The following is a 25,321-nucleotide window of genomic DNA, read 5'->3' on the forward strand; positions in this document are numbered from 1 at the left end:
GCGCGGGACAGCGCGGGGGATGGGGTGCGTGCCGGTCACGGCACCGCACCGGGCGCGGACTGTATCGGCGCTCCGCGCCACGCGGGACCCCTCCGTGCGCGGCGTCCGACGGGGCCGATCGGGGTTCCCGGACGGCGGGCGGCGGGGCACACTGTCGCGCTGCCGCACCGGCGGCGTCCCGGGCCGCCCCGGGGGGAACAGCAGCTTCAGGAGGACTCAGGATGGATGCCGTCGGCCTGGTGGGCGCGGCGCCCGCCACCATCGCGGACTACCAGGTGGTCCGGGTGCTCGGGGAGGGCAACAACGGCCGCTTCTACCTCGCGCGGCCGCCGGCGCGGCTCGGCCTGCCCGACGAGTACGTGGCGGTGAAGGTCTTCACGGGGACGCACAGCGAGCAGGCCTACGAGCGGGGTGTCCGCGAGCTGCGGGCCTTCGCCCAGGTGGCCTCGCCCTACCTGGTCAAGGTGTACGACGCCGTCCTGCAGGACAGCTTCCTGTACGCGATGGAGTACTGCCCGCTCGGCAGCCTCGCCGCCCCGGCCCGGCCGCTCAGCCGCGGCGAGGTGCTGCGCGCGGTGGCGCACGCCGCGCACGCCGCGCACGCGCTGCACGAGGCCGGCCTCACCCACGGCGACATCAAGCCGGCCAACATCCTGCTCACCGAGGACGGCGGCAAGCTCTCCGACCTGGGCCTGGCCCGCTACCTGGCACCCGGCGTCACGCTCACCGGCATGGCCAGCGCCGCCTCGGTCGAGTACCTCGACCCGGCGCTGCTGCGCGGCGACCGGCCCTCCCGCGCCACGGAGGTCTTCGCGCTCGGCGCCACGCTGAACCGGGCGCTCACCGGCACCGGCCTGTACGGCGAGCTGCCCGACGGCGAGCCGCTGCTGGCCATCCGCCGGGTGATGAGCGCCGAGCCGGCGATCAGCCCCGGCCTGACCGACGACGAGGCCGCCCTGGTGTCGGCCTGCCTCGCCCCGGTCGGGCAGCGGCCGGTCACCGCGCTGCAGGTGGCCGAGCGCCTCGACCGGCTGGCCGCGACCGCCACCGCCTGACCGCCCCGCACGACGACGGGCCCCGCTCCTCCGGCCGGAGGAGCGGGGCCCGTCGTCGTGCGGGGCCGCGGGGCGTCCGTCAGGGCGTCTGGAAGTCGCTCTGCTCGCCCATCCGCCACCAGGCGTACAGGTCGGCCAGCCCGGTCTCGCCGCCGCCGGGGATGGACACCACGGCCTCGCCGCCGACGTCGTCCTGCGTCCAGGCCACGTTCGCGTCGCCCTCGGTGTCCACCCAGCAGGCGACGCGGCCGGCCTGCTGGCCGTCGCCGTCGCGGTAGGGCTGGTGGCCCTGGGTGCCGGGGCAGCCGTTCTCGCCGGTCAGCGGTGCGAGGCCGACGTCGGCGACGTCGGACAGGAAGACCGCGTCGACGGCGGCCGCGTCCTCGTACAGGTAGAAGAAGGCGACCTGCGGTCCGGGCTGGGAGGTAGCCGGGCCGCATCGGAGCGCGGCGAGGTCGCCGTCGCCCACCAGCGGCTCGGTGGTGCACGACGCCGCGTCGAAGCCGGCCGGCAGGGCGGCGCGCAGCTGCTCCTCGGGGGAGGCGGGGTCCCCGGTCGAGCCGCCGCCCGTGTCGCCGGACGACGACGAGGAGGAGGACGAGGACGACGAGTCGTCGGCGACGTCGCCGCCACCTCCGGAGCCGCTGGTCAGCGCGATCACGCCCACGACCACCAGGACCAGCAGCACCGCCAGGCCGGCCAGCACCAGCGGGATGCGGTTGGGCTGCTTCTGGCCCGACGGCGTCGCGCCGCCGCCGTGCGGGGGGACCGGTCCCGTCGGCGGGCGGAAGCCACCGGGCGGGGGCGCCACGAAGCCGGCCGGCGGGCCGGGGTTCGACGGCGGCCCGTACCCGGGCGCGCCGGGGTGCGACGGCGGCCGGTAGCCGGGGGGCCCGGGCTGGGACGGCGGGCCGTAGGCCGCGGGCACGCCGGGACTCGACGGCGGGCCGTACCCGCCCGGGTTCGACGGCGGGCCGTAGCCGCCGGGCGGGCCGGGGTTGGAGAAGCCGACCGTCTGCGGCCGGAACAGCGGGGACACCGACGTCGGCGGCGCGGCCTCGGCGCGCGGGGTGACGCCGGCCGAGGTCAGCGCGGCCCGTGCGGCCGCGGCGAGCTCGCCGCAGGTCGCGTACCGCTCGTCGGGCTCCTTGGCCAGGCCCTTCTGCACGACGTCGTCGAGCGCGCGGGGCAGGTCGGGGCGCAACTGCGAGGGCGCGACCGGCGTCGTGTTCAGGTGCGCGTACATGAGCGTGGCCAGGCCGTCGCCGGTGAAGGGGCGGCGGCCGGTGAGGCACTCGAAGAGCACGCACGCCAGCGCGTAGACGTCGACCCGCCGGTCGATCGGCTTCTCGAGGAACCGCTCGGGCGCCATGTAGTCGAACGACCCGAGCGCCGCGCCGGTCTGCGTGAGCGCCGGGCCCTGCCCGTCGCTGGTGGAGCGCGCGATGCCGAAGTCGACGAGGTAGACGAACTCGTCGTCGGCGCTGCCGCTGAGCAGCACGTTGGACGGCTTGACGTCGCGGTGCACCAGGCCGTCGGCGTGCGCGGCGTCGAGCGCCCGGGCGGTCTGGCCGACGATCGACACGGCGCGCTCGGGGCTCATCGGCCCGTCCTCGGCCAGCGCGGCGGCGACGTCGCGGCCGGGCACCAGGCGCATGTCGAGGAACAGCCGCCCGTCGATCTCACCGTAGCGGTGGATCGGCACGATGTGCGGCTCGTTCAGGCGGGCGGCCAGGTGCGCCTCGCGCCGGAACCGCTCGCGGTAGCCGCTGTCGGCGGCCAGGTGCTCGCTGAGCACCTTGAGCGCGACCGTGCGGTCGTGCTCGGTGTCGAAGGCGCGGTAGACCTCGCCCATCCCGCCGCGGCCGAGCAGCGACTCGATGCGATACGGGCCGAACTGTTGCAACTCCACCGGTCGTCCTCCGTGTGCCGCTGCGCCGGCGCCCACGGGTCCCGGGCGGCGCGTGCGGGTCGTCGGCGGAGTGTAGGGACGCCGACCGGACCCGACCAGCGCCGACGCCGCGGGGAGGTGTCCGCTCCGATCCGTGACCGGGACGTGACCCGAGGCGCGCGCGAACCCGTGGCCGGGACGCCGGGTCGTCACTAGCTTGCTCCCGCTCCCCGGGCCCTCGGGCCCGCTCCCTCCCGGAACGGAACCCCACGATGTCCCAGCCCCCCGGCCCCTACGGCGCCCCCGCCCCCTCCGCGCCGCCCGGCCAGTACGGCGCACCCGGCCAGTACGGCGCCCCCGGGCAGTACGGAGCGCCCGGCCCGTACGGCGCCCCCGGGCAGTACGGCCCCGGCCCGGGCGGCCCCGGCGGGTACGGGCAGCCGCCGCGGAGGAACAGCGTGCTGCCGTGGGTCATCACGGCCGTCGTCGTGGTGGCGGCCGGCGTCGGCGTCCTGCTGTTCCTCCTGCTCGGCCGCGACGACGACGGGACGCAGGCCGCGTCGGCCACCACGAGCGCGCCGGCGTCCGAGAGCGCGCCGGAGAGCGGGTCCGAGAGCGGCTCGGGGTCCGAGGGCGGCTCCGGCATGGAGATGGGCGGTCCGGTGGAGGTCCCCGGCGGGGCCGGCTCCCCGGGCGGCGGCGGCTCCGGCGGCGGCTCCGGCAGCGGCTCGGGGACCGGGTCCGGCAGCGGTTCCGGCACCGGCTCCGGCGGCGGCATGACCGAGCAGACCGGCGGGGGCGCCGACACCAGCGAGATCCCCGGCTCCGGCGACGTCGCGCTGGCCTGGGTGCAGGCCGTCTACGACCTCGACACCGCCACGGTCTTCGACCTGTCCTGCTCGACGCTGCAGGCCGCGGCGATCGCCGGCTCGGCGGGCACCGACTACACCCCCGACGAGTACCTGACCTACTACTTCTACACGCAGACCCTCGGCGGCGAGGGCATCACCGCGGGCACCCTGGTCGCCCTCGAGCACGACGCCGCCAACGCCGTCGACGTCGCCACCTTCGAGCTGACGCTGGAGAGCGGCGGCACCCAGGTCGTCGAGCTGTGGGTGGACCAGACCCTGACGGTCTGCGACTTCTACTGACCCGCTCCCGACCGGCACCGCGGACACCGGCCCGGGCACGATGGGCCGGTGTTCGCGGTGACCCGGTTGCGGGTGTCCCCGGAGGCGGCGGCCGGCCTGCCCGCCGACCTCGACCGGCTGCTCGCCGCCCTGGCGGCCCGGCCCGGCTGGCTCGGTGGCGAGGCCGGCCGCTGCGCCGACGACCCGGGCCTCTGGGCGCTGGTGACCCGCTGGGACGGCGTCGGCTCCTACCGCCGCGCGCTGTCGGCCGCCGAGGTGAAGATCGCCGGGGCGCCGGTCTGGGTGCACGCCGTCGACGAGCCCGGCGCCTTCCTGCCGCCCGGGTGAACCGCCGCGCCCGCCCGCGTCCGGGTGCGTAGCCTGCGTCGGACAGCACCAGCAGGGAGGACGGGCGCGATGACCCAGCCGCCGCAGGACGGGACACCGCCGGACCGCACCCGCGAGGTGCGCCTCCCCCCGCCGCCGCCCGCGGGCCGCCCGCCGGTGCCGCCGGTGCCGCCGGACCAGCCCACCGACCGGCTCGCCGGCGGCCCGCCCGACCAGCGCGACCCCACCCTGCGCCTCGGCGGCCCGGTACCGCAGCAGCCGCCGCCGTACGGGCAGCAGCCGCCGTACGGGCAGCCGCCCTACGGGCAGCAGTCGCCCTACGGCCAGCAGCCCCCGCAGCAGCCGCCGTACGGCGGGCCCGGGTACGGGCAGCAGCCGCCCTGGGGCGGCCCCGGCCAGCCGGGGTACGGGGCGCCCGGGCAGGGCGGGTACGGCTACCCGGCGCCGCCGCCGCGGAAGCGCGGCCGCGGCCCGCTGATCGCCGCGCTGGCCACCCTCGCCGTCCTGCTCGTCGGCGGCGGTGTCCTGCTGTTCCTCCTGCTCGGCCGCGACGACGAGGCGCCGGTCGCCGCGCCGTCGTCGACCGCGTCCTCGTCCCCGTCGTCCTCGTCGTCCCCGGGCTCGTCGTCTGCCCCGTCGTCGTCGGCGGAGCCGGGCGACGAGGGCGGCTTCGGCGGCGGGGCGTCCACCCCCACGCCCGGAGGGGGCGGCACCGGGGGAGGGGAGCTCAACGTCCCCGCCAGCCCGGAGTTCGCGGCGTCGTGGGTGCAGTCGGTCGTCGACCGCGACGGCGCGGCCGCCTACGAGGGCCTGTGCGGCGACGGGCGGGCCCAGTTCGCCGACGCGGACGCCCTGCTCGCCGACTTCGACGCGTTCCTCGGCGGCCAGATCACCGAGGGCACCGCGACCGACGCGGCGCCCGCCGGCGATGTCGACGAGGTCACCTTCGACGTCACCCTCGACACCGGCAGCCAGACCACGTTCGTGGTCACCGTCGCCGACGAGGGCGGCCCGACCGTCTGCGGGTACACCCGGCCCTGACCGGCGGCGGGCGGGCGACCGGCGGCGACTACCGTTGGCGGGTCGACCGCCGACCGCCAGCCGGATGGAGCACCCCGCCCGTGAGCGCCAGCACCACACACGACCCCGCCCGCCTCGACAAGGTGGTCAACCTCTGCAAGCGCCGGGGGTTCGTCTTCCCCTCCGGCGAGATCTACGGCGGCACCCGCTCCGCCTGGGACTACGGGCCCCTGGGCGTCGAGCTCAAGGAGAACATCAAGCGCCAGTGGTGGCGCACCGTCGTGCAGAGCCGCGACGACATCGTCGGCCTGGACTCCTCGGTGATCCTGCCGCGCCAGACCTGGGTGGCCTCCGGTCACGTCGGCGTCTTCACCGACCCGCTGACCGAGTGCCAGAACTGCCACAAGCGGTTCCGGGCCGACCACCTCGAGGAGGCCTTCGAGGAGAAGAAGGGCCGGCTGCCGGAGAACGGCCTGGCCGAGATCACCTGCCCGAACTGCGGCGTCACCGGCCAGTGGACCGAGCCGCGCGACTTCAACATGATGCTGAAGACGTACCTCGGCCCGGTCGAGGACGAGTCGGGGCTGCACTACCTGCGCCCGGAGACCGCGCAGGGCATCTTCGTGAACTTCGCCAACGTCATGGGCGCCGCGCGCAAGAAGCCGCCGTTCGGCATCGGCCAGATCGGCAAGTCGTTCCGCAACGAGATCACGCCGGGCAACTTCATCTTCCGCACCCGCGAGTTCGAGCAGATGGAGATGGAGTTCTTCGTCGAGCCGGGCAGCGACGAGGAGTGGCACCAGTACTGGATCGACGAGCGGACCCGCTGGTACACCGACCTCGGTATCGCGCCGGACAACCTGCGGCACTTCGAGCACCCGCAGGAGAAGCTCAGCCACTACTCCAAGCGCACCGTCGACATCGAGTACCGCTTCGGCTTCCAGGGTTCGGAGTGGGGCGAGCTCGAGGGCATCGCCAACCGCACCGACTTCGACCTGTCCACCCACTCGCAGCACTCGGGCGTGGACCTGTCCTACTTCGACCAGGCGAGCAACACCCGCTGGACGCCGTACGTCATCGAGCCGGCGGCCGGGCTCACCCGGTCGCTCATGGCGTTCCTCGTCGAGGCCTACACCGAGGACGAGGCGCCCAACGCCAAGGGCGGCGTCGACACCCGCACGGTGCTCAAGCTCGACCCGCGCCTGTCGCCGGTGAAGGCCGCCGTGCTGCCGCTGTCGCGCAACGCCGACCTCTCGCCCAAGGCCCGGGACCTGGCCGCCACGCTGCGCCGCAACTGGAACGTCGACTTCGACGACGCCGGCGCGATCGGCCGCCGCTACCGCCGCCAGGACGAGATCGGCACGCCGTTCTGCCTCACCGTCGACTTCGACACCCTCACCGACGACGCGGTGACGGTGCGCGAGCGCGACTCGATGAGCCAGGAGCGGATCGGGCTGGCGCAGGTGGAGTCCTACCTGGCCGCCCGCCTGCCCGGCTGCTGAACCGGGCCGGACACCGCCGGGCCGTCGTCCTCGAGGAGATCGAGGGCGGCGGCCCGCACCGTCTCCAGGGACACGCCGGCCACCAGTGACCGGTCGTGCCCGCAGCGGGTGACGCGCTGGTCGGTGCCGCAGACCGGGCAGTCGGTGCGGGCCGAGACGGCGACCCGGTGCCGGGCCCGGGTGAGCGGGCCGGCGTTGAGCAGGTTCCGCTCGAGGAACACGCCCACGGTCGCGGTCCCCACCGCCGCGGCGAGGTGCCTCGGGCCGGAGTCGTTGGCCACCACGAGCCGGCAGCGGGCCAGCACGCCCGCGAGCGCCGGCAGCGAGAGGGCGCCGACGAGGTCGAGCAGCGGGGCCGACGACGCCGCGCGGATCGCGTCGGCCGCCCGCCGGTCGTCGTCGCCGGAACCGACGAGGACGACGCGCGCGCCGGCGTCGGTGAGCGCGTCGGCGAGGGCGGCGAAGCAGCCGGGCGGCCAGCGGCGGCGCGGGTCCTGGGCGCCGGCGTGCAGAACCACCAGCGGCGCGGGCCCGGCCGGCAGCACGGCGGCGGCCGCGGCAGCGTCGCCCGGGGTGAGCGCCAGCCGCGGCTCCAGGGTGACCGGCGCGGCGCCGACCAGGCCCACCACGTCCAGGCAGCGCAGCACCTCGTGCTGGTCGTGCGCGTAGGGCAGCCAGCGGTCCAGCGGCGGGGCGCCGGTGTCGCGGGCGCCGGCGGTCACCCGGGCGCCGAGCGCGGCGACCAGCGGGTTGGAGTTGCCGCCCCCGCCGTGCAGCTGCAGCGCGAGGTCGTAGCCCTCCGCGCGCTGCTCGGCGAGGAAGCGGCGGACGGCGAGGCTCCCGCGGTCGGCGCCCGGCTCGTCGCGCACGCCCGGCCACGGCGGGACGACGACCACGCGGTCCCACGGCCCCGGCCGACCCTCCAGCAGGCCCGGGTGCCACGGCGCGCCCAGGTAGGTGACCTCCGCGTCCGGATAGGCCGCCCGCAGCGCCTCGAGCGCCGGCAGCGTGAGCACCAGGTCGCCGAGGAAGTTGGCGCGCAGCACCGCGATCCTCGTGACGCCGGGGACCGGCGCACCGCCGGCCGCCGGCGGGGCGGGGGACGACCTGCGCACGAGCACCCTCCTGGACCGTGTGGGGGACGCCCCCCTGCCCGGACGCGCCGTCCCCCGAACCTGAGCCGCTCCTCAGCCGCCCATGCGGATGACCGGCTTGACCACCTCGCCGCTGTAGGAGGCCTCGGCGGCGTCCTCGATGCGCTCGAGCGCGAAGGACTCGACGAGCCGGTCGAAGGGGAAGCGGCCCTGGAGGTGCAGGTCCATGAGCGCGGCGATCAGCGCCTGGCCGTGGCCGCTGCCGCCGAGCGTCCCGCGGATCGTCTTGCCCCACAGCGTCGTCAGGTGGTCGGCGGTGAACTCCGCGCCCGCGGGCGCGCCGCCGATGAGGACGGCGGTGCCGAGCATGCCGACCGAGTCGATGGCCTGCCGGACGACCGGCAGCACGCCGGTGCACTCCAGCGCGGCGTCGGCCGGCCCGCCGCAGATGTCGGTGACCGCCTGCACGGCGTCGGTGTCGGTGGCGTCGACGGTGTGCGTGGCCCCGAGCTCGCTCGCCAGCCGCAGCCGGGAGGCGTGCCGGTCGACGGCGATGATCGTCGTGGCGGCCGAGTTGCGGGCCGCCATGACCGCGGCCAGCCCCACCGTCCCGACGCCGTACACGACGATCGACGTGCCGGGCTCCGGGCGGACGGTGTTGAGCACCGCGCCCGCGCCGGTGGCCAGGCCGCAGGCGAGCGGCCCGGCGATCTCGACCGGCAGGCCCTCGGGCACCGGCACGAGCGAGGACGCGGTGGTCATCGCGTGCGTCGCGAACGACGACTGCCCGAAGAAGTGGCTCGACAGCGGGGCGCCGTCCGTCGTGCGCAGGGCGGAGGCGCCGTCGAGGCGGTGCCCGCCGCCGACGAGCTCGCCCATCCGCAGGCAGTAGCGCGGCTGACCGGCCTGGCAGTTGCGGCACGCGCCGCAGGACGGCCAGCCCAGGACGACGGCCTGCCCCTCCCGCACGCCGGTCACCCCCTCGCCGACCGCGACGACGGTGCCGGCGCCCTCGTGGCCGAGCACCCCGGGCAGCGGGAAGGGCAGGTCGCCGTCGCGCGCGATGCCGTCGGTGTGGCAGAAGCCGGTGCCGGCCACCTCGACGAGCACGTCGCCGGGACCGGGCTCGTCGATCTCGACCTCCCGGACGACGAACGGGCCGTGCAGCTCCTCGACGACGGCGGCGGTGATCCTCATGAGTCCTCCTGGCGGTCGGGGTGGTCCCCCGGCAGTGCCCAGCACGGCCGCCCGCACGCGTGGCGGCGGCTCCGGTGCGGCGAGGCCCGCCCGGGTGACCCCGGCCACCGGGCGCCGCCACCTACCCTGGACGGCGTGACGAGCACCCTGGCGCCGGCGGTCGCCCCGCTGCGGCTGGGGCCGCTGACCGTCGACCCCGCCGTCGTGCTCGCGCCGATGGCCGGCATCACCAACCCCGCGTTCCGCACGCTGTGCCGCGAGTTCGGCGCCGGCCTCTACGTGTGCGAGATGATCACCACGCGGGCGCTCGTGGAGCGCAACGAGAAGACGCTGCGGATGATCCGGGCCACGCCCGAGGAGGCGGCGGCCGGCTTCTCCGTGCAGCTCTACGGCGTCGACCCGGCCACCGTCGGGCGCGCGGTCGAGATGCTCGTCGACGAGGAGGTGGCCGGCACCCGCCCGGCGCACGTCGACCTCAACTTCGGCTGCCCGGTGCCCAAGGTGACCCGCAAGGGCGGCGGCTCGGCGCTGCCGTGGCGGCGGGTGCTGTTCCGCGACATCGTGCGCGCCGCCGTCCGCGCCGCCCGCGACGTGCCCGTCACGGTCAAGACCCGCATCGGCATCGACGCCGACCACGTCACCTACCTCGACGCCGGCCGGATCGCCCAGGACGAGGGCGCCGCGGCGATCACCCTGCACGGGCGCACCGCCGACCAGCTCTACAGCGGCACCGCCGACTGGGCGCCGATCGCCCGGCTGGTGGAGACCGTCGACATCCCGGTGCTCGGCAACGGCGACGTCTGGGAGGCCGACGACGCGCTGCGGATGGTCGCCGAGACCGGCTGCGCGGGCGTCGTCATCGGCCGCGGCTGCCTGGGCCGGCCGTGGCTGTTCGGCGACCTCGCCGCCGCCTTCGCCGGCGGGTCCCGGCGGGCGCTGCCGACGCTGCGCGAGGTCGCCGGGGTGATGTACCGGCACGCCGAGCTGCTGTCGGCCGAGCAGGGCGAGCTGCACGGCTGCACCGACTTCCGCAAGCACGTGGCCTGGTACCTCAAGGGCTTCTCGGTCGGCTCCGACGTCCGCCGCGCCCTGGCGATGGTGAGCTCGCTCGACGAGCTCGCCGGCCTGCTCGCCCGCATCGAGGACCAGCCCTACCCGACGGCGGTGCTCGGCGGCCCCCGCGGGCGCACCAGCAGCCCCCGCCCGGTGGCGCTGCCCGAGGGCTGGCTCGACGACCGCGACGACCCGCGGCCGCCCGCCGGCGCGGAACTGGAGACGAGCGGCGGATGACCGGCCCGTACCTCTACGACGAGGGCCCCGAGGCGCTGCACACCGGCACCCCGCGCCGCCGCAACGGGCTCATCCTCGCCGTCTTCGGCGCCACCCTCGCCGTCGGCGTCGGCATGGTCGTCGCGCTGCCGCTGGTCAAGGGGTCGGGGGACGAGCAGGCGCGCGAGGCGGTCGGCGTCTTCACCGCCGCCCTCGCCGCCGGCGACACCGAGACCGCCGGCGACCTGCTCTGCGAGGCCGAGCGCGACCGCGCCGACGCCGAGGGCCGCACCGCCGAGGAGCTGGCCGTCGCCTACGCCCCGGCCGGCGGCGCCGGGAGCGGCGGCGAGGTCACCGGCGTCGAGCCCGGCGAGCTCGACGGCAAGGACGCCCGGCAGGTCGGCGTGCGCTGGGACGACGGCAGCGAGAGCACGCTCCTGGTGGTGCTGGAGGACGGCCCGCGGGTCTGCGGGACCACGTCCGGCGACTGACCTCCGAGCCGCGCCGGGATCCCTTCCGGGCCCGCCCCGGGGCTGCCACGATGTGCGCCGCCCGGCCGGGGGAGACCGCCCGGGCCCGCTCGAGAGGAACCCCCGTTGTCGCAGCCGTATCCGCCGCCCGCGCCGTACGCGCCCGCCGCCCCGCAGGCGCCGGCGGCCCCGTACGCGCCCCCCGCCGTCCCGGCCCCGGCCGCGGCCACCCAGGTCGTGTACCCGGGCCAGGTGCAGCTGCCGCCGCAGCCGCAGTACGCGCCCACGCCGCAGCAGGCCGCCGCCCGGCACGCCGCGCCGGCCACCGGCTTCCCGCACTACGTCCCGCCGCCGCCGTCGCCGGTGAACCGGACCGGCCTCTACGTCGGCACCCTCGTCGTCGTCCTGACCGTGCTGTTCGCCGTGATCGGGTTCCTGCTGGTCGGCTGATCTCCCCGCGGACGGGACAGCGTCCGGCCGCCGCGGCTCCCGGGCGCCCGCGGAGCCCGCGCCACGCCTGTCCCGGCTGCCACGGGCGTCGCGCGGCCCGTGTCATCCTCGACCGGTGACACGGGTCGGGGCGCTGGTGACGCGGGTGTTCGCCGCGGCCGTCCTGGCCGGCCTGCTCCTGGTCGTGTCGACGGCGGTGGCCATCTGGTGGACCGCCCGGCAGGACGCGCGGCCGGCGTCGGACGCGATCGTGGTGCTGGGGTCGGCGCAGTACAACGGCGTCCCCTCGTCGATCTTCGAGGCGCGCCTGGAGCACGCGCTGTCGCTGTGGGAGGACGGCGTCGCGCCCGTCGTCGTCACCGTGGGCGGCAAGGCGGCCGGCGACCAGTTCACCGAGGCCGAGGCCGGCCGCGACTACCTGCGGGCCGCCGGCGTCCCGGAGGACGCGCTGCTCGCGGTGCCCGAGGGCGTGGACACGCTGGAGAGCATGCGCGCGGTCGGCGCGGCGTTCGCGGAGCGCGGGTGGTCCAGCGCGGTCCTGGTCACCGACCCGTGGCACGCGATGCGCGCGGAGCGGATGGCCGAGGACGCCGGCATGACCGCGGAGAGCTCGCCCACCCGCCAGGGGCCGGCCGTGCAGACGCGCGGCACTCAGTTCCGGTACATCCTCAGGGAGACCGCCGCCTACCTGCTCTACCGCGTGACCGGGGAGAGCGTCGCCGGGGCGCCGGGCATCGGCTGACACCGCGGGAGGCAGCGTGCTGGAGCTGGGGAGGGCCGGGACCGCCGGCGCGGAGCGGGGTGAGGTGCCCGTCCTGCGCGACGGGGAGCCGGTCGGCCGGCTACGGTCGACGGACTTCTGGAAGGAGGGCTCGGCCGCCGTCGTGGGGGACCGGCAGTGGGTCCTCGAGCGGCGGAAGGGGGGCGCGCTCGTCGGCCGCTGGGCGACCGAGCCGGAGGACGCCGCCCGGCTGCGCGCCGAGCAGGTGTCGGTGTGGCGGGGAACCTGGCGCGCCGACCTGGAGGGCGCCGTCGTCGACGTCGCCCCCGCCTCGTGGTGGCAGGGCACCTACCGGTTCACCGCGGGGGAGCGCACGGTCGCCGAGAGCGGGACGACGGGCGGCTGGTCACCGCGGCCGACGCTCACCGCCGGCGAGGACCTGCCCCTCGACGCCCAGGTGTTCCTGCTGTGGCTGGTCCTCGTGCTGCAGCGGCGCACGTACGGCGCGGCGATCGGGGCCGCGGTCGCCGGCGGGGCCGTGGCGGGGAGCAGCTGAGTCCACACGGGTCACCGCCCCGTCGTCGCGGGAGGGGATGATCGGTGCGGGACGCCCGCCGGCGTCCCGGCGAGCAGCACGACGGAGGGGGCCCATGGCCGGCCGGGGACGCATCCGGGCAGCGGACATCGCGCTGGTGCGCGAGCGCAGCCGGATCGACGAGGTGGTCGGCGAGCACCTGCAGCTCAAGCGCGCCGGGGGCGGCAGCCTCAAGGGCCTGTGCCCGTTCCACGACGAGAAGTCGCCGTCGTTCCACGTCACCCCGGCGAGGAACCTCTTCCACTGCCTGGCGGGGGAGACCGGGGTCCTCACCGAGGACGGCGTGGTCCCGATCGCCGAGCTGGCAGGACGGACGGTCCGGGTCCTCAACGGGGACGGCGGCTGGGTGGAGGCCCCGTTCCGCTCGTACGGCGTGCAACGGCTCATGCGGGTCGTCCTGTCCCGCAACGGCCGCGAGAAGGAGCTCTTCGCCACCGACGAGCACCGCTGGTTCGTCCCGTCCGGGAGGCTGCGGCAGGACCGCCGGGAGAAGCTGACCAGGGACCTGCGGCCCGGTGACCAGCTGTCGGCGTCGTTCCCGATGAGCCGGGTGCTCAACCCGGCGACCCGGCCGTCCCCGGTCGGCATCGCGCGTGGTCTGGTCTACGGCGACGGGACCCGCTCCGGAGCCGGCTCGATCGCGGTCCTCTACGGCGAGAAGGACGCCGAGCTCGCCGGCTTCTTCGAGGGGTGCCGCAGTTGGTCCGATGAGCGGGGGACCCGCTACTACGGCCTCCCGGCCTACTTCAAGGACGAGCGGCCGTCACTCGACGAGGACGCGTCCTACCTGCTCGGGTGGCTGGCCGGGTACTTCGCAGCCGACGGCTGCGTGGTCGAGGACGGCGACGCGATCCTCAGCTCGGCGCGCGTCGACGACCTCGAGTACGTCCGCACGCTGTGCACGCGCCTCGGCATCGGCACCTACGGCGTCGCCAAGCAGACCCGGCTCGGCATCGACGGTGTCGTGAGCGACATCTACAACGTCCGCTTCATGACGAAGGGCCTGCCCGACTCCTTCTTCCTCCTCACACACCACCGCGAGCGGATCCTGGGGAACCGGAAGAAGGACGAGCGCAAGCGCTGGGTCGTCCGGTCGGTCGAGTGGAGCGACCGCGTGGAGGAGGTCTACTGCGCGGAGGTGCCCGGCACGCACGCCTTCACGCTCGAGGACAACGTCCTGACCGGGAACTGCTTCGGCTGCGGGGCGGGCGGCGACGTCATCAGCTTCGTGCAGCAGATCGACCACCTGAGCTTCACCGAGGCCGTCGAGCGGCTGGCGGGGCGCGCCAACATCGACCTCAAGTACGAGGACGACGGCGGCCGGCCGACCGGGGCGCCCGACCGCCCGCAGGCCGGCCAGCGTGCCCGGCTGGTCGCGGCCAACACCGAGGCCGCGGCCTTCTACGCCGAGCAGCTGCGCAGCCCCGACGCCGCCCCCGCCCGGCAGTTCCTCGCCGACCGCGGCTTCGACCGGCAGGTGGCGCTCGACTTCGGCTGCGGTTTCGCGCCCGCCGGCTGGGACGCCCTCACCCGGCACCTGCGGGGCAAGGGGTACAGCCAGCAGGAGCTGGTCACCGGGGGCCTGGCGAAGGAGAGCTCGCGCGGCACGCTCATCGACCGCTTCCACCGGCGGCTGGTCTGGCCGATCCGCGACATCACCGGCGACGTGATCGGCTTCGGCGCCCGCAAGCTCATGGACGACGACCCGGGGCCGAAGTACCTCAACACCCCCGAGACGCCGCTGTACAAGAAGAGCACCGTCCTCTACGGCATCGAGCGGGCCAAGCGCGACATCGCCAAGAGGCACCAGGCCGTCGTCGTCGAGGGCTACACCGACGTGATGGCCTGCCACCTGGCCGGCGTGACCACCGCCGTCGCCTCGTGCGGCACCGCCTTCGGGCCCGAGCACATCAGCGTGCTGCGCCGGCTGCTCATGGACCAGGACGAGTTCCGCGGGGAGGTCGTCTACACCTTCGACGGCGACGCCGCGGGCCAGGCCGCCGCGATGAAGACGTTCAAGGAGGACCAGCGCTTCGTCGCGCAGACCTTCGTGGCCGTCGAGCCCGACGGGCGCGACCCCTGCGAGCTGCGCCAGGCGCACGGTGACGCCGCCGTCCGCGACCTGGTGGCCCGCCGGACGCCGCTGATCGAGTTCGTCCTGCGCACCACGCTCGCCGAGTACGACCTCGACACCGTCGAGGGGCGGGTCGCCGCGCTCGACCGGACGGCGCCGCTGCTGGCCCAGGTCAAGGACCACGCGCTGCGCCCGGCGTACGCGCGGCGCCTGGCCGGGCTGATCGGCGACACCGACGAGGCCGAGGTGCTCGAGCGGGTGCGCCGGGTCACCGGGGGCGACACCGCGCCGCCGCGCCGCCCGCGGACGCCGCGGCGCACGCCCGACGACGCCGCCCTCGCCGTCGAGCGGGAGGCGCTGAAGGCCGCGCTGCAGGTGCCCGAGGTCGCCGGCCCGTCGTTCGACGCGGTGCCGGTGGACGCCTTCACCGATCCCGACCACGCCGCGGTCGCGGCGGCCGTGGCGCAGGCCGGGGGCGCGGCGGCGGCCACGGTCACCGGGCCGGCGTGGCTGGACGAGGTGGCCGCGCACTGCGACCGGGAGACCGCCCGCGCCCAGCTCACCGCGCTGGCGGTGGAGCCGCTGCGGTCGGTGGGGGAGGCCGACGCCGGCTACGTGGCGGCGGTGCTCGCCCGGCTGGAGGAGATGCACACCAACCGGCAGGTCGGGGGCATCAAGGGCCGGCTGCAGCGGATGAACCCCGTCGAGCAGGGCGACGAGTACATGCGCCTGTTCTCCTCGCTCATGGAGCTGGAGCAGAAGGCCATCTCGCTGCGCAAGCGGGCGATCGGCGGGCTGGCCGAGTGAGGCTGGCCGCGCACCTGCGCCGCCGGTTCACCCGCCCGCCGGAGCCGGTGCGCGCTGTCGTCCAGGCGTCCCCGGACCCGGACGAGCGGGTGCTCGCGTGGGGCGCGCTGGTGCGGGAGCGGGGCTGGCTGGTGGCCACCAGCCGGGGCCTGCGCGTCGTGCCGGCCGACCTGTCGCTCGGCGAGGCCGGCGACGTCGGCGTGCTGCGCTGGCACGAGGTGGGGGCGGCCCGCTGGGCGGCCACCAACGACGGTGGCGGCTCGTTCACCGTGACCGCGCTGACCGAGGTCGAGCCCGGGGTGCAGGCCCGCGAGGCGGCCGAGCGGTACGCGCTCGCCGACGCCGGCGACCTGCCGGCCGTGGTGCGCCGCCGGGTGGACGAGACGGTGGTGGCCAGCCGGCGCTCGCCGCTGCCGGGCGGGGGCGGGGTGCTGCTGGTGGCCCGCCGCGTGCCGGGTCAGGCCGCGCGGGAGTGGACGGTCGTGTTCGACGACGACGCCGACCGCGGCGACCCGGGGGCGCGGGCGGCCGCGCGGGCGAAGCTCGAGGAGGCGCTGGCCGCCGAGCAGCCGGGCTGAGTGCGCCCCGGCCGCCCGGCGGTGCGGCTCAGCCGACGGGCGGCGGGTCCGCCGGCAGCGCGGTCAGGTCGGGTGCCTCGGTCGTCGTCGCCGGCGGGATCGTCGTGGTCCCGGTGCTGCGGGCGCTGAGCGCGCCGTCGCTGTCGGCTCCGGTGTCGCGGCCCATCTTCGACTTCACCGAGCTGACGACGTCGTCGGCGCGGGCCTGCGCCATGCCGGCCAGGCCCTGCAGCTGCGGGTTGTCCTTGGCGTCGGACCACAGGCCGACGATCTGCTCGTAGCGCTCGCGGCCGGCCCTCGCGCCGAGCACGTAGCCGGCACCGAAGCCGAGCAGGAAGGAGAACTTGGCCACGGGGACCTCCGGGTTCGAGACGGACACGGACCGGGTGATCACGCTACGGGCGGACGCCGTCGTCCGCGATCGGAGGAGCCTCCGCGGGACGCCCGGAGGCGTGCGGTACTCTCGACGGGCGCGCGGGTCGTCCCCGCCCGTCCCCCGTAGCTCAATTGGCAGAGCATGCGACTGTTAATCGCAGGGTTATTGGTTCGAGTCCAATCGGGGGAGCACCACCGCAGGCCGCGCACCGCTGCCGTCGCCCGATGCGGTCGTGGCGTCCCGGCGGAGGCGGTGTGAGCACCCAGCCGCCCGACCGTCCCGAGGTCGAGGTCGTGGCCCACCGCGGCGCCTCCGCGACCGCGCCGGAGCACACCCTCGCGGCGTACCGGCAGGCCGTGGCGCTCGGCGCGGACGCCGTCGAGTGCGACGTCCGGATGACCCGCGACGGCGTCCTCGTGTGCGTGCACGACCGCCGCATCCACCGGACGTCGACCGGCCGGGGCGTGGTGTCGGCACTGGACCTGGCCGAGCTCGAGCAGTACCAGGTGGTGCACCGCCGTCCGCGCGGCGCCCGACGCGCCGCGGCCCCGGTCGCCGCCCCGGTGCTCGGGGAGGACGACGACCTGGAGGCCGACGACGTGGAGGCCGACGAGGACGCGGGCCGGGTGCTGACCCTGGACCGGCTGCTGGACTACGCGACCTCCTCTCCCGGGCGGGTGCGGCTGGCGATCGAGACCAAGCACCCGACGCGCCACTCCGGCCAGGTCGAGGTGGCGCTGCTGGCCAGCCTGCAGCGGTTCGGCCTGCTCACCGGTGGGCGCCCGCTGGAGTGGTCGGGGCGGGCCGCGGTGCGCGTCATGAGCTTCTCGCCGACGGCGTTGCGACGGGTCCGGCTGCTGGCGCCGGACCTGCCCACCGTGCAGCTCTTCGGGCAGGTGCGGCCGTGGATGTCCGCCCGGCGGCCGCACCTGGCGGGCCGCGTCGTCGGGCCCTCGCTGGCCCTGCTGCGCCAGCACCCGGCGCTCGTGGCCCGGCTGCACCGGGCGGGCGCGCAGGTGCACGTCTGGGTCGTGAACGAGCCGGAGGACATGCGCTTCGTGCTGTCGCTGGGCGTCGACGCCGTCATCACCGACGAGCCCGCGCGGCTGCTGCACCTGCTGGGACGGGGAGGGCCGTCCTCGCCGGGGGACGCGTGACGCTACGACGAGCTGCGCGGCGCCGGGTCGCGCCCGCGTCGTCGGGGACGGGGCGGGCGAGAGGGCGAGCGCGTCGGTGCTGCTGACGCCGAGCCCGGAGGTGACGGAGCCCATCGCCTCCCCGGCGGCCGGGCGGCGACGGCGTCAGTCCCGCCGCACGGGACCGAGCCCGCGCACGAACGCCCGCAGGTCGGCGACCAGGCTCGCCGGCTGCTCCAGTGCGGCGAAGTGCCCGCCGTCGTCGACGTCGGTCCAGCGCACGATGGTGTTGCCCTGCTCGGCGAAGCGGCGGATGGCGACGTCCTCGGCGTAGGCCAGCACCGCCGTCGGCACCCCGGAGTCGGCGAAGGCCAGCGGGTCGGCGAACAGGTCGCCGTAGGAGGCGTAGACGACGTCGGCGGCGGAGGTGGCCGTCCGGGTCAGCCAGTAGACGAGCACGTCGGCCAGGTGGCGGTCGCGGTAGTGCCGGTCGCCGAGCCGCGCCGGGTCGTGCGTCCAGGCCTCGACCTTCTCCACGATCCAGGTCAGCAGGGCGGCGGGGGAGTCCTCCAGGCCGTAGCCGATCGTCTGCGGCCGCGTCGCCTGGATGACGGTGTAGCCGTTGCCGTCGGTCATGAACTCGGCGATGCGGGCGAGCCGGCGCTGCTCGAGCGGCGACAGGCCCGCCGCGGTCTCCTCGTCGACCTCTCCCATCGGGATGAAGCCGACCGTCGCGGCGTTCACGTGCACGCCGCGCACATGGGCGGGGTCGACGCGTCCCACCTGCGGGGCGAGCACCGCGCCGTGGTCGCCGCCCTGCACCACGTAGGACCCGTAGCCCAGCCGGGCCATCAGCTCCGCGTAGGCCCGGGCGGTGCGCGGGACGCCCCAGCCCGGCTCGGCGGTCCGGCCGGACAGCCCGACGCCGGGGTGCGAGGGGATGACGACGGAGAAGGCCGGGTCGTCGTCGGACTCCGGGGAGGTCAGCGGCTCGACCAGGTCGACCAGCTCGACGACGGTGCCCGGCCAGCCGTGCAGCACGAGCAGCGGGACGGCGTCCGCGCGCGCGGAGCGGGCGTGCACGAGATGGACGGTCGCGCCGTCGATCTCGGTGGTGAACTGCGGCAGCGCGTTGAGCTCGTCCTGGAGGGCGCGCCAGTCGAACGCGGCCAGGTCGCGGGCCCAGGCGCGGGCCTCGGCCACGGGGACGCCCTTGGCCCAGCCCGTGTCGCCGGGCAGCTGCTCGGGCCAGCGGGTGCGCGCCAGGCGGTCGCGGAGGTCCTCGATGTCGGCGGCGGAGATGTCGAGCTGGAAGGGCTGCACGGGAGCTCCCTGGGTCTCGGGGTGGCCGGTGCACCCATCCTGGGGAACCTGCAGGTCAGATCCTGTCCGCTGTGCTGCCGAGCGGGCCCTGGCGGGCGGCGGCGCGGCGCCCGTGCTCGTTGCCCCTGCCGCGAGCACCGTGGTGTGATCCGGCCGACGCGACACCGGGGTCGCGCGGGCGCCCCGGGAGGGCTCATGGCCGAGGTCCACGGCACGTTCGACGACCGCTTCCGCGGGGTTCGCGACGCCTTCGCCGCGCAGCTGGAGGGCGACGAGCTCGGCGGCTCGATCGCCGTCGACGTCGACGGCGAGACCGTCGTCGACGTCTGGGGCGGCTGGCGGGACGAGGCGCGCACGACGCCCTGGACGCGGGACACGATCGTCAACGTCTGGTCGACGACGAAGACGGTCACCGCGCTGGCGGTCCTCACGCTGGCCGACCAGGGCCGCCTCGACCTCGACGCCCCGGTCGCCGAGTACTGGCCGGAGTTCGCCGCCAACGGCAAGGCCGGCGTCCTCGTCCGGCACCTGATGGCGCACACCTCCGGCGTCGCCGGCTGGGACCCGCCGTTCGCCCTCGAGGACATGTACGACTGGGAGACCTCGGTCGCCCGCCTCGCCGCGCAGGCGCCGTGGTGGGAGCCGGGGACGGCGTCGGGCTACCACGCGCAGGACCAGGGCCACCTGCTCGGCGAGGTGCTGCGGCGGGTCGACGGGCGGTCGCTCAAGCGGTACGTGGCCGAGGAGCTCGCCGGGCCGCTGGGCGCGGACTTCCAGATCGGCGCGCGGCCGGAGGACGAGGGCCGGATCGCGCCGGTCGTCCCGCCCCCGCCGCTGCCGATGGACCTCGCCGCGCTCGACCCGGCCAGCCCGATGGTGCGCTGCTTCACCGGCCCCGTCGCCGACGCGAGCCGGGCCAACACCCCGGAGTGGCGGGCCGCCGACATGGGCGCGCTCAACGGGCACTCCAACGCCCGCGGCGTCCTCGACGTCATGCGGGTGCTCTCGCTCGGCGGGGAGGCCGGCGGCGTCCGGCTGCTGTCGGAGAAGACGATCGACCGCGTCTTCGAGGTCCAGGCCGACGGCGTCGACCTCGTGCTCGGGGTGCCGTTCCGGATGGGCATCGGCTTCGGGCTCTCGCCGTCGGCCGCCGTGCCCTACCTGCCCGAGGGGCGGGTCGCGTTCTGGGGCGGCTGGGGCGGCTCGCTGATCGTCATGGACCTCGACCGCCGCGTGACGACGAGCTACATGATGAACCGGATGGCGCCCGGGATCGTCGGGTCGCCGCGGTCGGAGGCGTACCTCGGCGCCCTCTACGCCGCCCTGTGACCCGCCTCCCGGTGGGGGCGTCCCCGGAACGCGCGCCGGGGCTGCTCCGTTCTCGGGGGACAACGCCGCTGTGCCCATCCGGCCGTCGAAGAGAGTCATGAGCCCCTATCACAGTCCCCAGGCCACGTCCCCCGGAACCGCTGAGGGGGTGCGTGGCCGGTGACCGAGGTCCTGTCTCTGCTCCTGGGCGTCCTGGTCGTCCTCGCGATCACCGCCGCCACGGGCTACTTCGTGGCGCAGGAGTTCGCCTACATGGCGGTCGACCGCTCGACGCTGGCCGCCCGCGCCGAGGCCGGTGACGGCGCGGCGAAGCGTGCGCTGGCGGTCACCCGCCGCACGTCGTTCATGCTGTCCGGCGCCCAGCTCGGCATCACCGTCACCGGCCTGCTGGTCGGCTACGTCGCCGAGCCGCTGATCGGGGAGTCCCTGGGCTCGCTGCTCGGCGGCGTCGGCATCCCGACGGCGGTCGGCGTCGGCATCGGCGCGGTCCTCGCGCTGCTGTTCTCCACGCTGGTGCAGATGCTCTTCGGCGAGCTGTTCCCGAAGAACCTCGCCATCGCCCGGCCCGAGCCCGTGGCCCGCTGGCTGGCCGCCTCCACCACCGTCTACCTGACGGTGCTCGGCTGGCTGATCCGGGTGTTCGACCAGGCCTCGAACCTGCTGCTGCGCGCGCTGCGCATCGAGCCGGTGCACGACGTCGAGCACGCCGCCACCGCCCGCGACCTGGAGCACATCGTCGACGAGTCCCGCGAGAGCGGTGACCTGACGCCCGAGCTGTCGATGATGGTCGACCGGATCCTCGACTTCCCCGACCGCGACGTCGAGCACGCGATGATCCCGCGGCCCCGGGTGGGCACCGTGTCCGACGCCGAGACGGTCGGCCGGCTGCGCGAGCTGATGGCCTCCGGGCACTCGCGCTACCCGGTGCTGGAGTCGGGCACCGGCGACGTCGTCGGCGTCGTGCACCTCGCCGACGTCCTGACCACCACCGAGCCCGACGCCGCGCCGGTCACCGCCATCGCCCGCCCGCCCCTGGTGGTCTCCACGCTCGCCTCGCTGCCCGACGTGCTGCGCCAGCTGACCGAGTCGCGCAACCAGCTGGCCTGCGCCGTCGACGAGTACGGCGGGTTCGCCGGCGTCGTCACGCTGGAGGACCTCGCCGAGGAGCTGGTCGGCGAGATCACCGACGAGCACGACGCCGACGTCGACCCGGAGTACGTGCCGGTCGAGGGCGACGGCGTGTGGGAGATGGCCGGCGACGTGCACGTCGACGAGGTGGAGCGCGCTCTCGGCGTCGACCTGCCGCGCGGCGACTACGAGACGATCGCCGGGCTGGTGATCGCCGCCCACGGCGACCTGCCCGAGCCGGGCACGACGCTGACGGTCGAGCTGCCGCCCGACCCCGGTGACCTGGTCCACGAGGACGTCCCCGTCGGCCGGGCCCTCGCCGTCGAGGTGCTCGCCGTCGAGCGGCACGTGCCGTCCCGGGTGCGCCTGGAGCTGCCCGACGACCCCGCGAGCCACACCACCGACCGGACCGCCGCCGAGGAGACCTCCCGATGACCGGCGACCCGTGGGTGATCGTCCCGGTCACCGTCCTGATCGTGGCGCTGTCGGCGTTCTTCGTCGCCGTCGAGTTCGCCGCGCTGGCCGCCAAGCGGCACCGGCTGGAGGAGGCCGCGCCCACCAGCCGCTCGGCGCGCGCCGCACTGCGCAACTCCTCGGAGCTGACCCTGCTGCTGGCCGGCTCGCAGCTGGGCATCACCGCGGCCACCCTCGCCCTCGGTGCCGTCAGCAAGCCGGCGGTGCACCACTGGCTGACGCCGCTCTTCGAGGACTGGGGCCTGCCGCTGGTCGCCGCCGACGTCACCGGCTTCGTGCTGGCACTGCTGGTCGTCACCTTCCTCCACCTCGTGGTGGGCGAGATGGCGCCCAAGTCGTGGGCGATCGCCCACCCGGAGCGCTCGGCCACCCTGCTCGCCGGGCCCATGCGGGCGTTCATGGCGGTGTTCCGGCCGCTGCTGCGGCTGCTCAACTCCGCGGCCAACGCGCTGCTGCGCCGGGTCGGCGTCGAGCCGGTCGACGAGGTCGCCGTCGGCCACAGCCCCGACGCGCTGCGGCACCTGGTGGAGCACTCGGCCAACGTGGGCGCGCTCGACGCGAGCTTCTCCGCGCAGATCTCCGGCGCCCTGGAGCTGGAGCGGCTGACGGTCCGCGAGCTGCTCGGCACCGGCTCGCGCCCGACCGGCGTGCGGACGACCGCCACCGCCGGCGAGGTCCGCGCCGCCACCCGGGCCTCCGGGCACCTGCGGATCCTGCTCGGCGCGGTCGACGGTGAGCAGGTCACCGGGGTGGTGCACGTCCGCGACACCCTCACCGCCCCCGACGACGCGCCGGCCGCCCCGTTCGCCCGACCGGTGTTCACCCTGGAGGCCGACACCACCGTGCACGCGGCCCTCAAGGCGATGCGCGAGACCCGCAACCACCTCGCACTCGTGATCGACGGCGGTGCGGTGGCCGGCGTCGTCACCCTCGCCGACGTGCTCCGCCGGCTGTTCCCGCAGCCGGCGGCGGCCTGACCGTGGAGCGACGCGTGAGCACCGTCCCGCTCTGGCAGGACGAGCCGTACGCCCCGCGCCCGCCGCTCGAGGGCGCGGTGACCGCCGACGTCTGCGTGGTCGGAGCGGGCGCCGGCGGCCTGGCCACCGCACACCGGCTGTCCGCCGCCGGGCTGTCGGTCGTCGTCGTCGACCGCGCGGAGGTGGCCTCCGGCGCCAGCGGGCGCAACGGCGGCTTCTTCCTCGCCGGCGCCGCCCCCGCCTACGGCGAGACCCGCGCCCTGTGGGGCCGCGAGCGGGCCGCGGCCGTGCACGCGGCGACCCTGGCCGCGCAGCGGGAGATGCTCGCGGTCGCCGAGGCCGTGGGCGCGCGCGGGGCGTTCCGGGTGGACGGGCTGATGCGGGTCGCCGCCGACGCGGCGGAGGCCGCCGAGGTGCGCGCGGACGCCGCCGCGCTGGCCCAGGACGGCTTCCCGGGCGACCCGGTCGCCGGCGAGGACCTCCCCGGCCGGCTGGCCCGGCCGGACCGGGCGGGGCTGTTCTTCCCGCACGACGGGTCGGTGCACCCGGTCCGCTGGCTGCGGGCGCTCGCCGCCGCCCTGGAGCGGGACGGGGTGCGCTTCCACGAGCGCACCGCGGTCGTCGCGCCGCCGTCGGTGGACGGCGACGGCGTCCGGGTGTCGACGATCGCGGGGGAGGTGCGCTGCGACCGGGCGGTCGTGGCCGCCGACGGCGACCTCGCGGCGCTGGTCCCCTCGGCGGCGGCGGTGCGCCCGCGGCGGCTCAACATGCTGGCGACCGCGCCGCTCGGGGAGACGGTCCTGCCGTTCCCCGTCTACGTCCGTCACGGCTACGAGTACGCCCACCAGACCGCCGACGGCCGGATCGCGCTCGGCGGCTTCTCCGACCTCGACGGGCCGGCGAGCTGGACCGACCGCGCCGAGGTGTCCGCGCCGGTGCAGGCACGGCTGGACCGGTGGCTGGCCGAGGAGCTCGGCGTGACCGCCCCGGTGACGCACCGGTGGGCGGGGGTCGTGGGCTTCGCCGACGACCCCCTGCCCCGGTGCGGCCCGGTGCCCGGCAGCGACGGGCGGGTGCTCGCGCTCGGCGGCTACAACGGCACGGGCCACGTGCAGGCGTGGGTGGCCTCCCGCGTGGTGGCCGACCTGGTCACCACCGGGACGAGCGCCGACGCCGGGCTCTACGCGCCGGTCGACGCCTGAGGCCGCGGCTCCTCGGACGGGAGGGGCGGCTCCGGGTCGGCGTGCACCTCGTTCCTGAGGATGCGCATCGAGCGGCCCAGCGAGCGCGCGGCGTCGGGCAGCTTCCGGTAGCCGAACAGCAGCATGACGGCGAGGACGACGAGGCCGATCTCGGCCGGTCCGAGGTTCACGGGTCCCCCTGCCGCGTCAGGCCGGCGGGCTCGGCCGGGTGCCCCCGGGACCGCCCGGAGGCGCGCCGGAGGGGGCGCCGTCACCGCCGGGGGCCGCGCCGCCGCCGCTGGGTGTCGTCGTGGTGTCCACGCCGGCGGTGAGCGCGACGGTGTAGCCGCCGCTGACGTCGCCGGTGACCGTGGCGAGCTGGCTCGCGCCGCCGTCGTCGCCGAAGACGTTGTCGCCGTCGAGCGACACCCGGGCCAGGTTGGCGACGGAGGCCTCGTAGCCCGCGGTGGCGTAGACGGCCTCGCAGACGTCGTGCGGCAGGGCCACCTGGGAGGTGGCGACGGCGTTCGTCGAGTCGGTGATGGAGGCCTGGTCGGGGTAGACCTCGACGTGCACGTGCGGCCAGCGCCCGTCGTAGCAGGCGGGGAAGACGCTGGTGAACGTCACGGTCCCGTCGGACCCGGCGACCTGCACGCCGCGCAGGTAGTTCTGGTCGGTGATCCCCTCGGAGTAGAGCGAGTAGCCGCCCTCGCGGGTGCAGTGCCAGACGTAGACGGCGGCCCCCGCGAACGGGACGCCGCCGTTCGCGAGGTCGGTGACCGTCAGGCGCAGGGTCATCGGCACGCCCTCGGCGGTGCCGCTGTACTCGCCGAAGCTGGAGCGGATGTCGCTGCGCACGACGCCGGACTGCTCGAGCACGTCGGGCCCGTTCGACCCGTCGCCGGGGTAGGGGCCGGCGGTCTCGTCGGGGATCTCCCCGGCCGCGGCGGCCGCGGAGGACGACGGGGACGACGACGAGCCGGCGGCCGACGAGGAGCCGGAGCCGCACGCGGCGAGGCCGACGGTCGCCGCGCCGATCCCGAACAGCCCGAGCAGCCGGCGGCGGCTCATGAGGGTGCCGATGTCGAAGGCCAGCCCCTGGTCGACCACCTCCTCGTCGGGGCGGGGCAGCGGGCGGCCCTCGTAGGCGGGGACGGTCGGGGGGTGCGGGGGCACGGGCTCTCCTGGCGGACGGT

24 protein-coding genes and 1 tRNA gene are annotated in these 25,321 nt (G+C 76.1%); 18 read left to right on the forward strand and 7 right to left on the reverse strand.

What is annotated here, in order from left to right; all coding sequences use genetic code 11:
- Nucleotides 1-221 precede the first annotated feature (221 nt).
- Entirely contained in the window at nucleotides 222-1,055 is an 834-nt protein-coding gene (locus BUE37_RS06380; RefSeq protein ID WP_073419198.1) for a protein kinase domain-containing protein, read from the forward strand.
- A 79-nt stretch (nucleotides 1,056-1,134) separates the two neighbouring features.
- On the opposite strand, the gene BUE37_RS24130 is transcribed toward BUE37_RS06380, so the two are convergent.
- A complete protein-coding gene (locus BUE37_RS24130; RefSeq protein ID WP_073419199.1) occupies nucleotides 1,135-2,967 on the reverse strand; it encodes a serine/threonine-protein kinase in 1,833 nt (610 codons plus the stop codon).
- Nucleotides 2,968-3,218: 251 nt separating this feature from the next.
- Between BUE37_RS24130 and BUE37_RS23705 the strand changes: the two genes are divergently transcribed.
- The 4 genes from BUE37_RS23705 (at nucleotide 3,219) to BUE37_RS06405 (ending at nucleotide 6,946) form a co-directional block, all read left to right on the forward strand.
- On the forward strand, nucleotides 3,219-4,097 hold the full coding sequence (locus tag BUE37_RS23705) for a hypothetical protein (protein ID WP_175562794.1): 879 nt from the start codon (nucleotides 3,219-3,221) through the stop codon (nucleotides 4,095-4,097).
- A gap of 48 nt (nucleotides 4,098-4,145) precedes the next feature.
- On the forward strand, nucleotides 4,146-4,424 hold the full coding sequence (locus BUE37_RS06395) for an antibiotic biosynthesis monooxygenase (protein ID WP_073419201.1): 279 nt from the start codon (nucleotides 4,146-4,148) through the stop codon (nucleotides 4,422-4,424).
- Nucleotides 4,425-4,493: 69 nt separating this feature from the next.
- Complete coding sequence (locus BUE37_RS24785) at nucleotides 4,494-5,465, forward strand: hypothetical protein (RefSeq protein WP_073419202.1); 972 nt, start codon at nucleotides 4,494-4,496, stop codon at nucleotides 5,463-5,465.
- Nucleotides 5,466-5,545: 80 nt separating this feature from the next.
- Nucleotides 5,546-6,946, forward strand: coding sequence for a glycine--tRNA ligase (locus BUE37_RS06405; RefSeq protein WP_073419203.1), 1,401 nt, complete (start codon nucleotides 5,546-5,548; stop codon nucleotides 6,944-6,946).
- Here BUE37_RS06405 and BUE37_RS06410 read toward each other — a convergent pair.
- Nucleotides 6,916-8,061 carry a glycosyltransferase family 9 protein gene (locus BUE37_RS06410; RefSeq protein ID WP_139252832.1) on the reverse strand — a complete coding sequence of 382 codons (1,146 nt, stop codon included), beginning with the start codon at nucleotides 8,059-8,061 and terminating at the stop codon, nucleotides 6,916-6,918. The two genes, BUE37_RS06405 and BUE37_RS06410, sit on opposite strands and share 31 nt — an antisense overlap.
- A 72-nt stretch (nucleotides 8,062-8,133) precedes the next feature.
- Complete coding sequence (locus BUE37_RS06415) at nucleotides 8,134-9,237, reverse strand: NAD(P)-dependent alcohol dehydrogenase (protein WP_073419205.1); 1,104 nt, start codon at nucleotides 9,235-9,237, stop codon at nucleotides 8,134-8,136.
- Between the two features lie 135 nt (nucleotides 9,238-9,372).
- On the opposite strand from BUE37_RS06415, the gene dusB reads away from it, so the two are divergent.
- From dusB to BUE37_RS06450, 7 genes are all read left to right on the forward strand, one after another.
- Nucleotides 9,373-10,527: a tRNA dihydrouridine synthase DusB gene (gene dusB / locus BUE37_RS06420; protein ID WP_083628349.1), complete on the forward strand. Its 1,155-nt coding sequence runs from the start codon at nucleotides 9,373-9,375 to the stop codon at nucleotides 10,525-10,527.
- Nucleotides 10,524-10,997, forward strand: a complete 474-nt coding sequence (locus BUE37_RS23710; protein WP_073419206.1) for a hypothetical protein — start codon at nucleotides 10,524-10,526, stop codon at nucleotides 10,995-10,997. Before dusB ends, BUE37_RS23710 begins: the two co-directional genes overlap by 4 nt.
- 105 nt (nucleotides 10,998-11,102) lie before the next feature.
- Nucleotides 11,103-11,426, forward strand: a complete 324-nt coding sequence (locus BUE37_RS23715) for a hypothetical protein (protein ID WP_073419207.1) — start codon at nucleotides 11,103-11,105, stop codon at nucleotides 11,424-11,426.
- 115 nt (nucleotides 11,427-11,541) lie between these two features.
- Nucleotides 11,542-12,168, forward strand: a complete 627-nt coding sequence (locus tag BUE37_RS06435; protein WP_175562795.1) for a YdcF family protein — start codon at nucleotides 11,542-11,544, stop codon at nucleotides 12,166-12,168.
- A gap of 16 nt (nucleotides 12,169-12,184) precedes the next feature.
- A complete protein-coding gene (locus BUE37_RS06440) occupies nucleotides 12,185-12,703 on the forward strand; it encodes a hypothetical protein (protein ID WP_073419208.1) in 519 nt (172 codons plus the stop codon).
- Nucleotides 12,704-12,797: 94 nt separating this feature from the next.
- Nucleotides 12,798-15,623, forward strand: coding sequence for a DNA primase (gene dnaG / locus BUE37_RS24390; RefSeq protein ID WP_073419209.1), 2,826 nt, complete (start codon nucleotides 12,798-12,800; stop codon nucleotides 15,621-15,623).
- Nucleotides 15,620-16,201 (forward strand): hypothetical protein, encoded by a 582-nt coding sequence (locus tag BUE37_RS06450; protein ID WP_073419210.1) that lies wholly within the window; start codon nucleotides 15,620-15,622, stop codon nucleotides 16,199-16,201. Before dnaG ends, BUE37_RS06450 begins: the two co-directional genes overlap by 4 nt.
- Nucleotides 16,202-16,229: 28 nt before the next feature.
- Here BUE37_RS06450 and BUE37_RS24150 read toward each other — a convergent pair whose 3' ends face one another.
- Nucleotides 16,230-16,553 (reverse strand): hypothetical protein, encoded by a 324-nt coding sequence (locus BUE37_RS24150; RefSeq protein ID WP_217651137.1) that lies wholly within the window; start codon nucleotides 16,551-16,553, stop codon nucleotides 16,230-16,232.
- A gap of 140 nt (nucleotides 16,554-16,693) precedes the next feature.
- On the opposite strand from BUE37_RS24150, the gene BUE37_RS06460 reads away from it, so the two are divergent.
- Both BUE37_RS06460 and BUE37_RS06465 read left to right on the forward strand, forming a co-directional pair.
- A tRNA-Asn gene (locus BUE37_RS06460) sits at nucleotides 16,694-16,766 on the forward strand.
- 65 nt (nucleotides 16,767-16,831) lie between these two features.
- The gene (locus BUE37_RS06465) at nucleotides 16,832-17,734 is read left to right on the forward strand and encodes a glycerophosphodiester phosphodiesterase (protein ID WP_073419212.1); all 903 of its coding nucleotides are present in this window, start codon (nucleotides 16,832-16,834) and stop codon (nucleotides 17,732-17,734) included.
- A 144-nt stretch (nucleotides 17,735-17,878) separates the two neighbouring features.
- On the opposite strand, the gene BUE37_RS06470 is transcribed toward BUE37_RS06465, so the two are convergent.
- Complete coding sequence (locus BUE37_RS06470) at nucleotides 17,879-19,036, reverse strand: epoxide hydrolase family protein (protein ID WP_073419213.1); 1,158 nt, start codon at nucleotides 19,034-19,036, stop codon at nucleotides 17,879-17,881.
- A 195-nt stretch (nucleotides 19,037-19,231) separates the two neighbouring features.
- Between BUE37_RS06470 and BUE37_RS06475 the strand changes: the two genes are divergently transcribed.
- From BUE37_RS06475 to BUE37_RS06490, 4 genes are all read left to right on the forward strand, one after another.
- On the forward strand, nucleotides 19,232-20,365 hold the full coding sequence (locus BUE37_RS06475) for a serine hydrolase domain-containing protein (RefSeq protein WP_073419214.1): 1,134 nt from the start codon (nucleotides 19,232-19,234) through the stop codon (nucleotides 20,363-20,365).
- Nucleotides 20,366-20,524: 159 nt separating this feature from the next.
- Entirely contained in the window at nucleotides 20,525-21,928 is a 1,404-nt protein-coding gene (locus BUE37_RS06480; RefSeq protein WP_073419215.1) for a hemolysin family protein, read from the forward strand.
- The gene (locus BUE37_RS06485; RefSeq protein WP_073419216.1) at nucleotides 21,925-22,944 is read left to right on the forward strand and encodes a hemolysin family protein; all 1,020 of its coding nucleotides are present in this window, start codon (nucleotides 21,925-21,927) and stop codon (nucleotides 22,942-22,944) included. The genes BUE37_RS06480 and BUE37_RS06485 overlap by 4 nt, the downstream gene beginning before the upstream one ends.
- A 14-nt stretch (nucleotides 22,945-22,958) precedes the next feature.
- Complete coding sequence (locus BUE37_RS06490; RefSeq protein WP_175562796.1) at nucleotides 22,959-24,146, forward strand: NAD(P)/FAD-dependent oxidoreductase; 1,188 nt, start codon at nucleotides 22,959-22,961, stop codon at nucleotides 24,144-24,146.
- On the opposite strand, the gene BUE37_RS06495 is transcribed toward BUE37_RS06490, so the two are convergent.
- Together BUE37_RS06495 and BUE37_RS06500 are read right to left on the reverse strand one after the other, a co-directional pair.
- Nucleotides 24,125-24,316, reverse strand: coding sequence for a twin-arginine translocase TatA/TatE family subunit (locus tag BUE37_RS06495; RefSeq protein ID WP_073419218.1), 192 nt, complete (start codon nucleotides 24,314-24,316; stop codon nucleotides 24,125-24,127). The genes BUE37_RS06490 and BUE37_RS06495 overlap by 22 nt on opposite strands.
- 16 nt (nucleotides 24,317-24,332) lie before the next feature.
- Nucleotides 24,333-25,301, reverse strand: a complete 969-nt coding sequence (locus BUE37_RS06500) for an intradiol ring-cleavage dioxygenase (protein WP_073419219.1) — start codon at nucleotides 25,299-25,301, stop codon at nucleotides 24,333-24,335.
- Nucleotides 25,302-25,321 lie beyond the last annotated feature (20 nt).

This window comes from Geodermatophilus nigrescens (assembly GCF_900129495.1).
Lineage (GTDB): Bacteria > Actinomycetota > Actinomycetes > Mycobacteriales > Geodermatophilaceae > Geodermatophilus > Geodermatophilus nigrescens.

Excerpts from the sequence above, each read along its gene's own strand:
- BUE37_RS06380 (WP_073419198.1), top strand. The coding sequence starts at position 222 with ATGGATGCCGTCGGCCTGGTGGGCGCGGCGCCCGCCACCATCGCGGAC.
- BUE37_RS23705 (WP_175562794.1), top strand. The coding sequence starts at position 3,219 with ATGTCCCAGCCCCCCGGCCCCTACGGCGCCCCCGCCCCCTCCGCGCCG.
- BUE37_RS24785 (WP_073419202.1), top strand. The coding sequence starts at position 4,494 with ATGACCCAGCCGCCGCAGGACGGGACACCGCCGGACCGCACCCGCGAG.
- BUE37_RS06415 (WP_073419205.1), bottom strand. The coding sequence starts at position 9,237 with ATGAGGATCACCGCCGCCGTCGTCGAGGAGCTGCACGGCCCGTTCGTC.
- BUE37_RS23710 (WP_073419206.1), top strand. The coding sequence starts at position 10,524 with ATGACCGGCCCGTACCTCTACGACGAGGGCCCCGAGGCGCTGCACACC.
- dnaG (WP_073419209.1), top strand. The coding sequence starts at position 12,798 with ATGGCCGGCCGGGGACGCATCCGGGCAGCGGACATCGCGCTGGTGCGC.
- BUE37_RS06475 (WP_073419214.1), top strand. The coding sequence starts at position 19,232 with ATGGCCGAGGTCCACGGCACGTTCGACGACCGCTTCCGCGGGGTTCGC.
- BUE37_RS06485 (WP_073419216.1), top strand. The coding sequence starts at position 21,925 with ATGACCGGCGACCCGTGGGTGATCGTCCCGGTCACCGTCCTGATCGTG.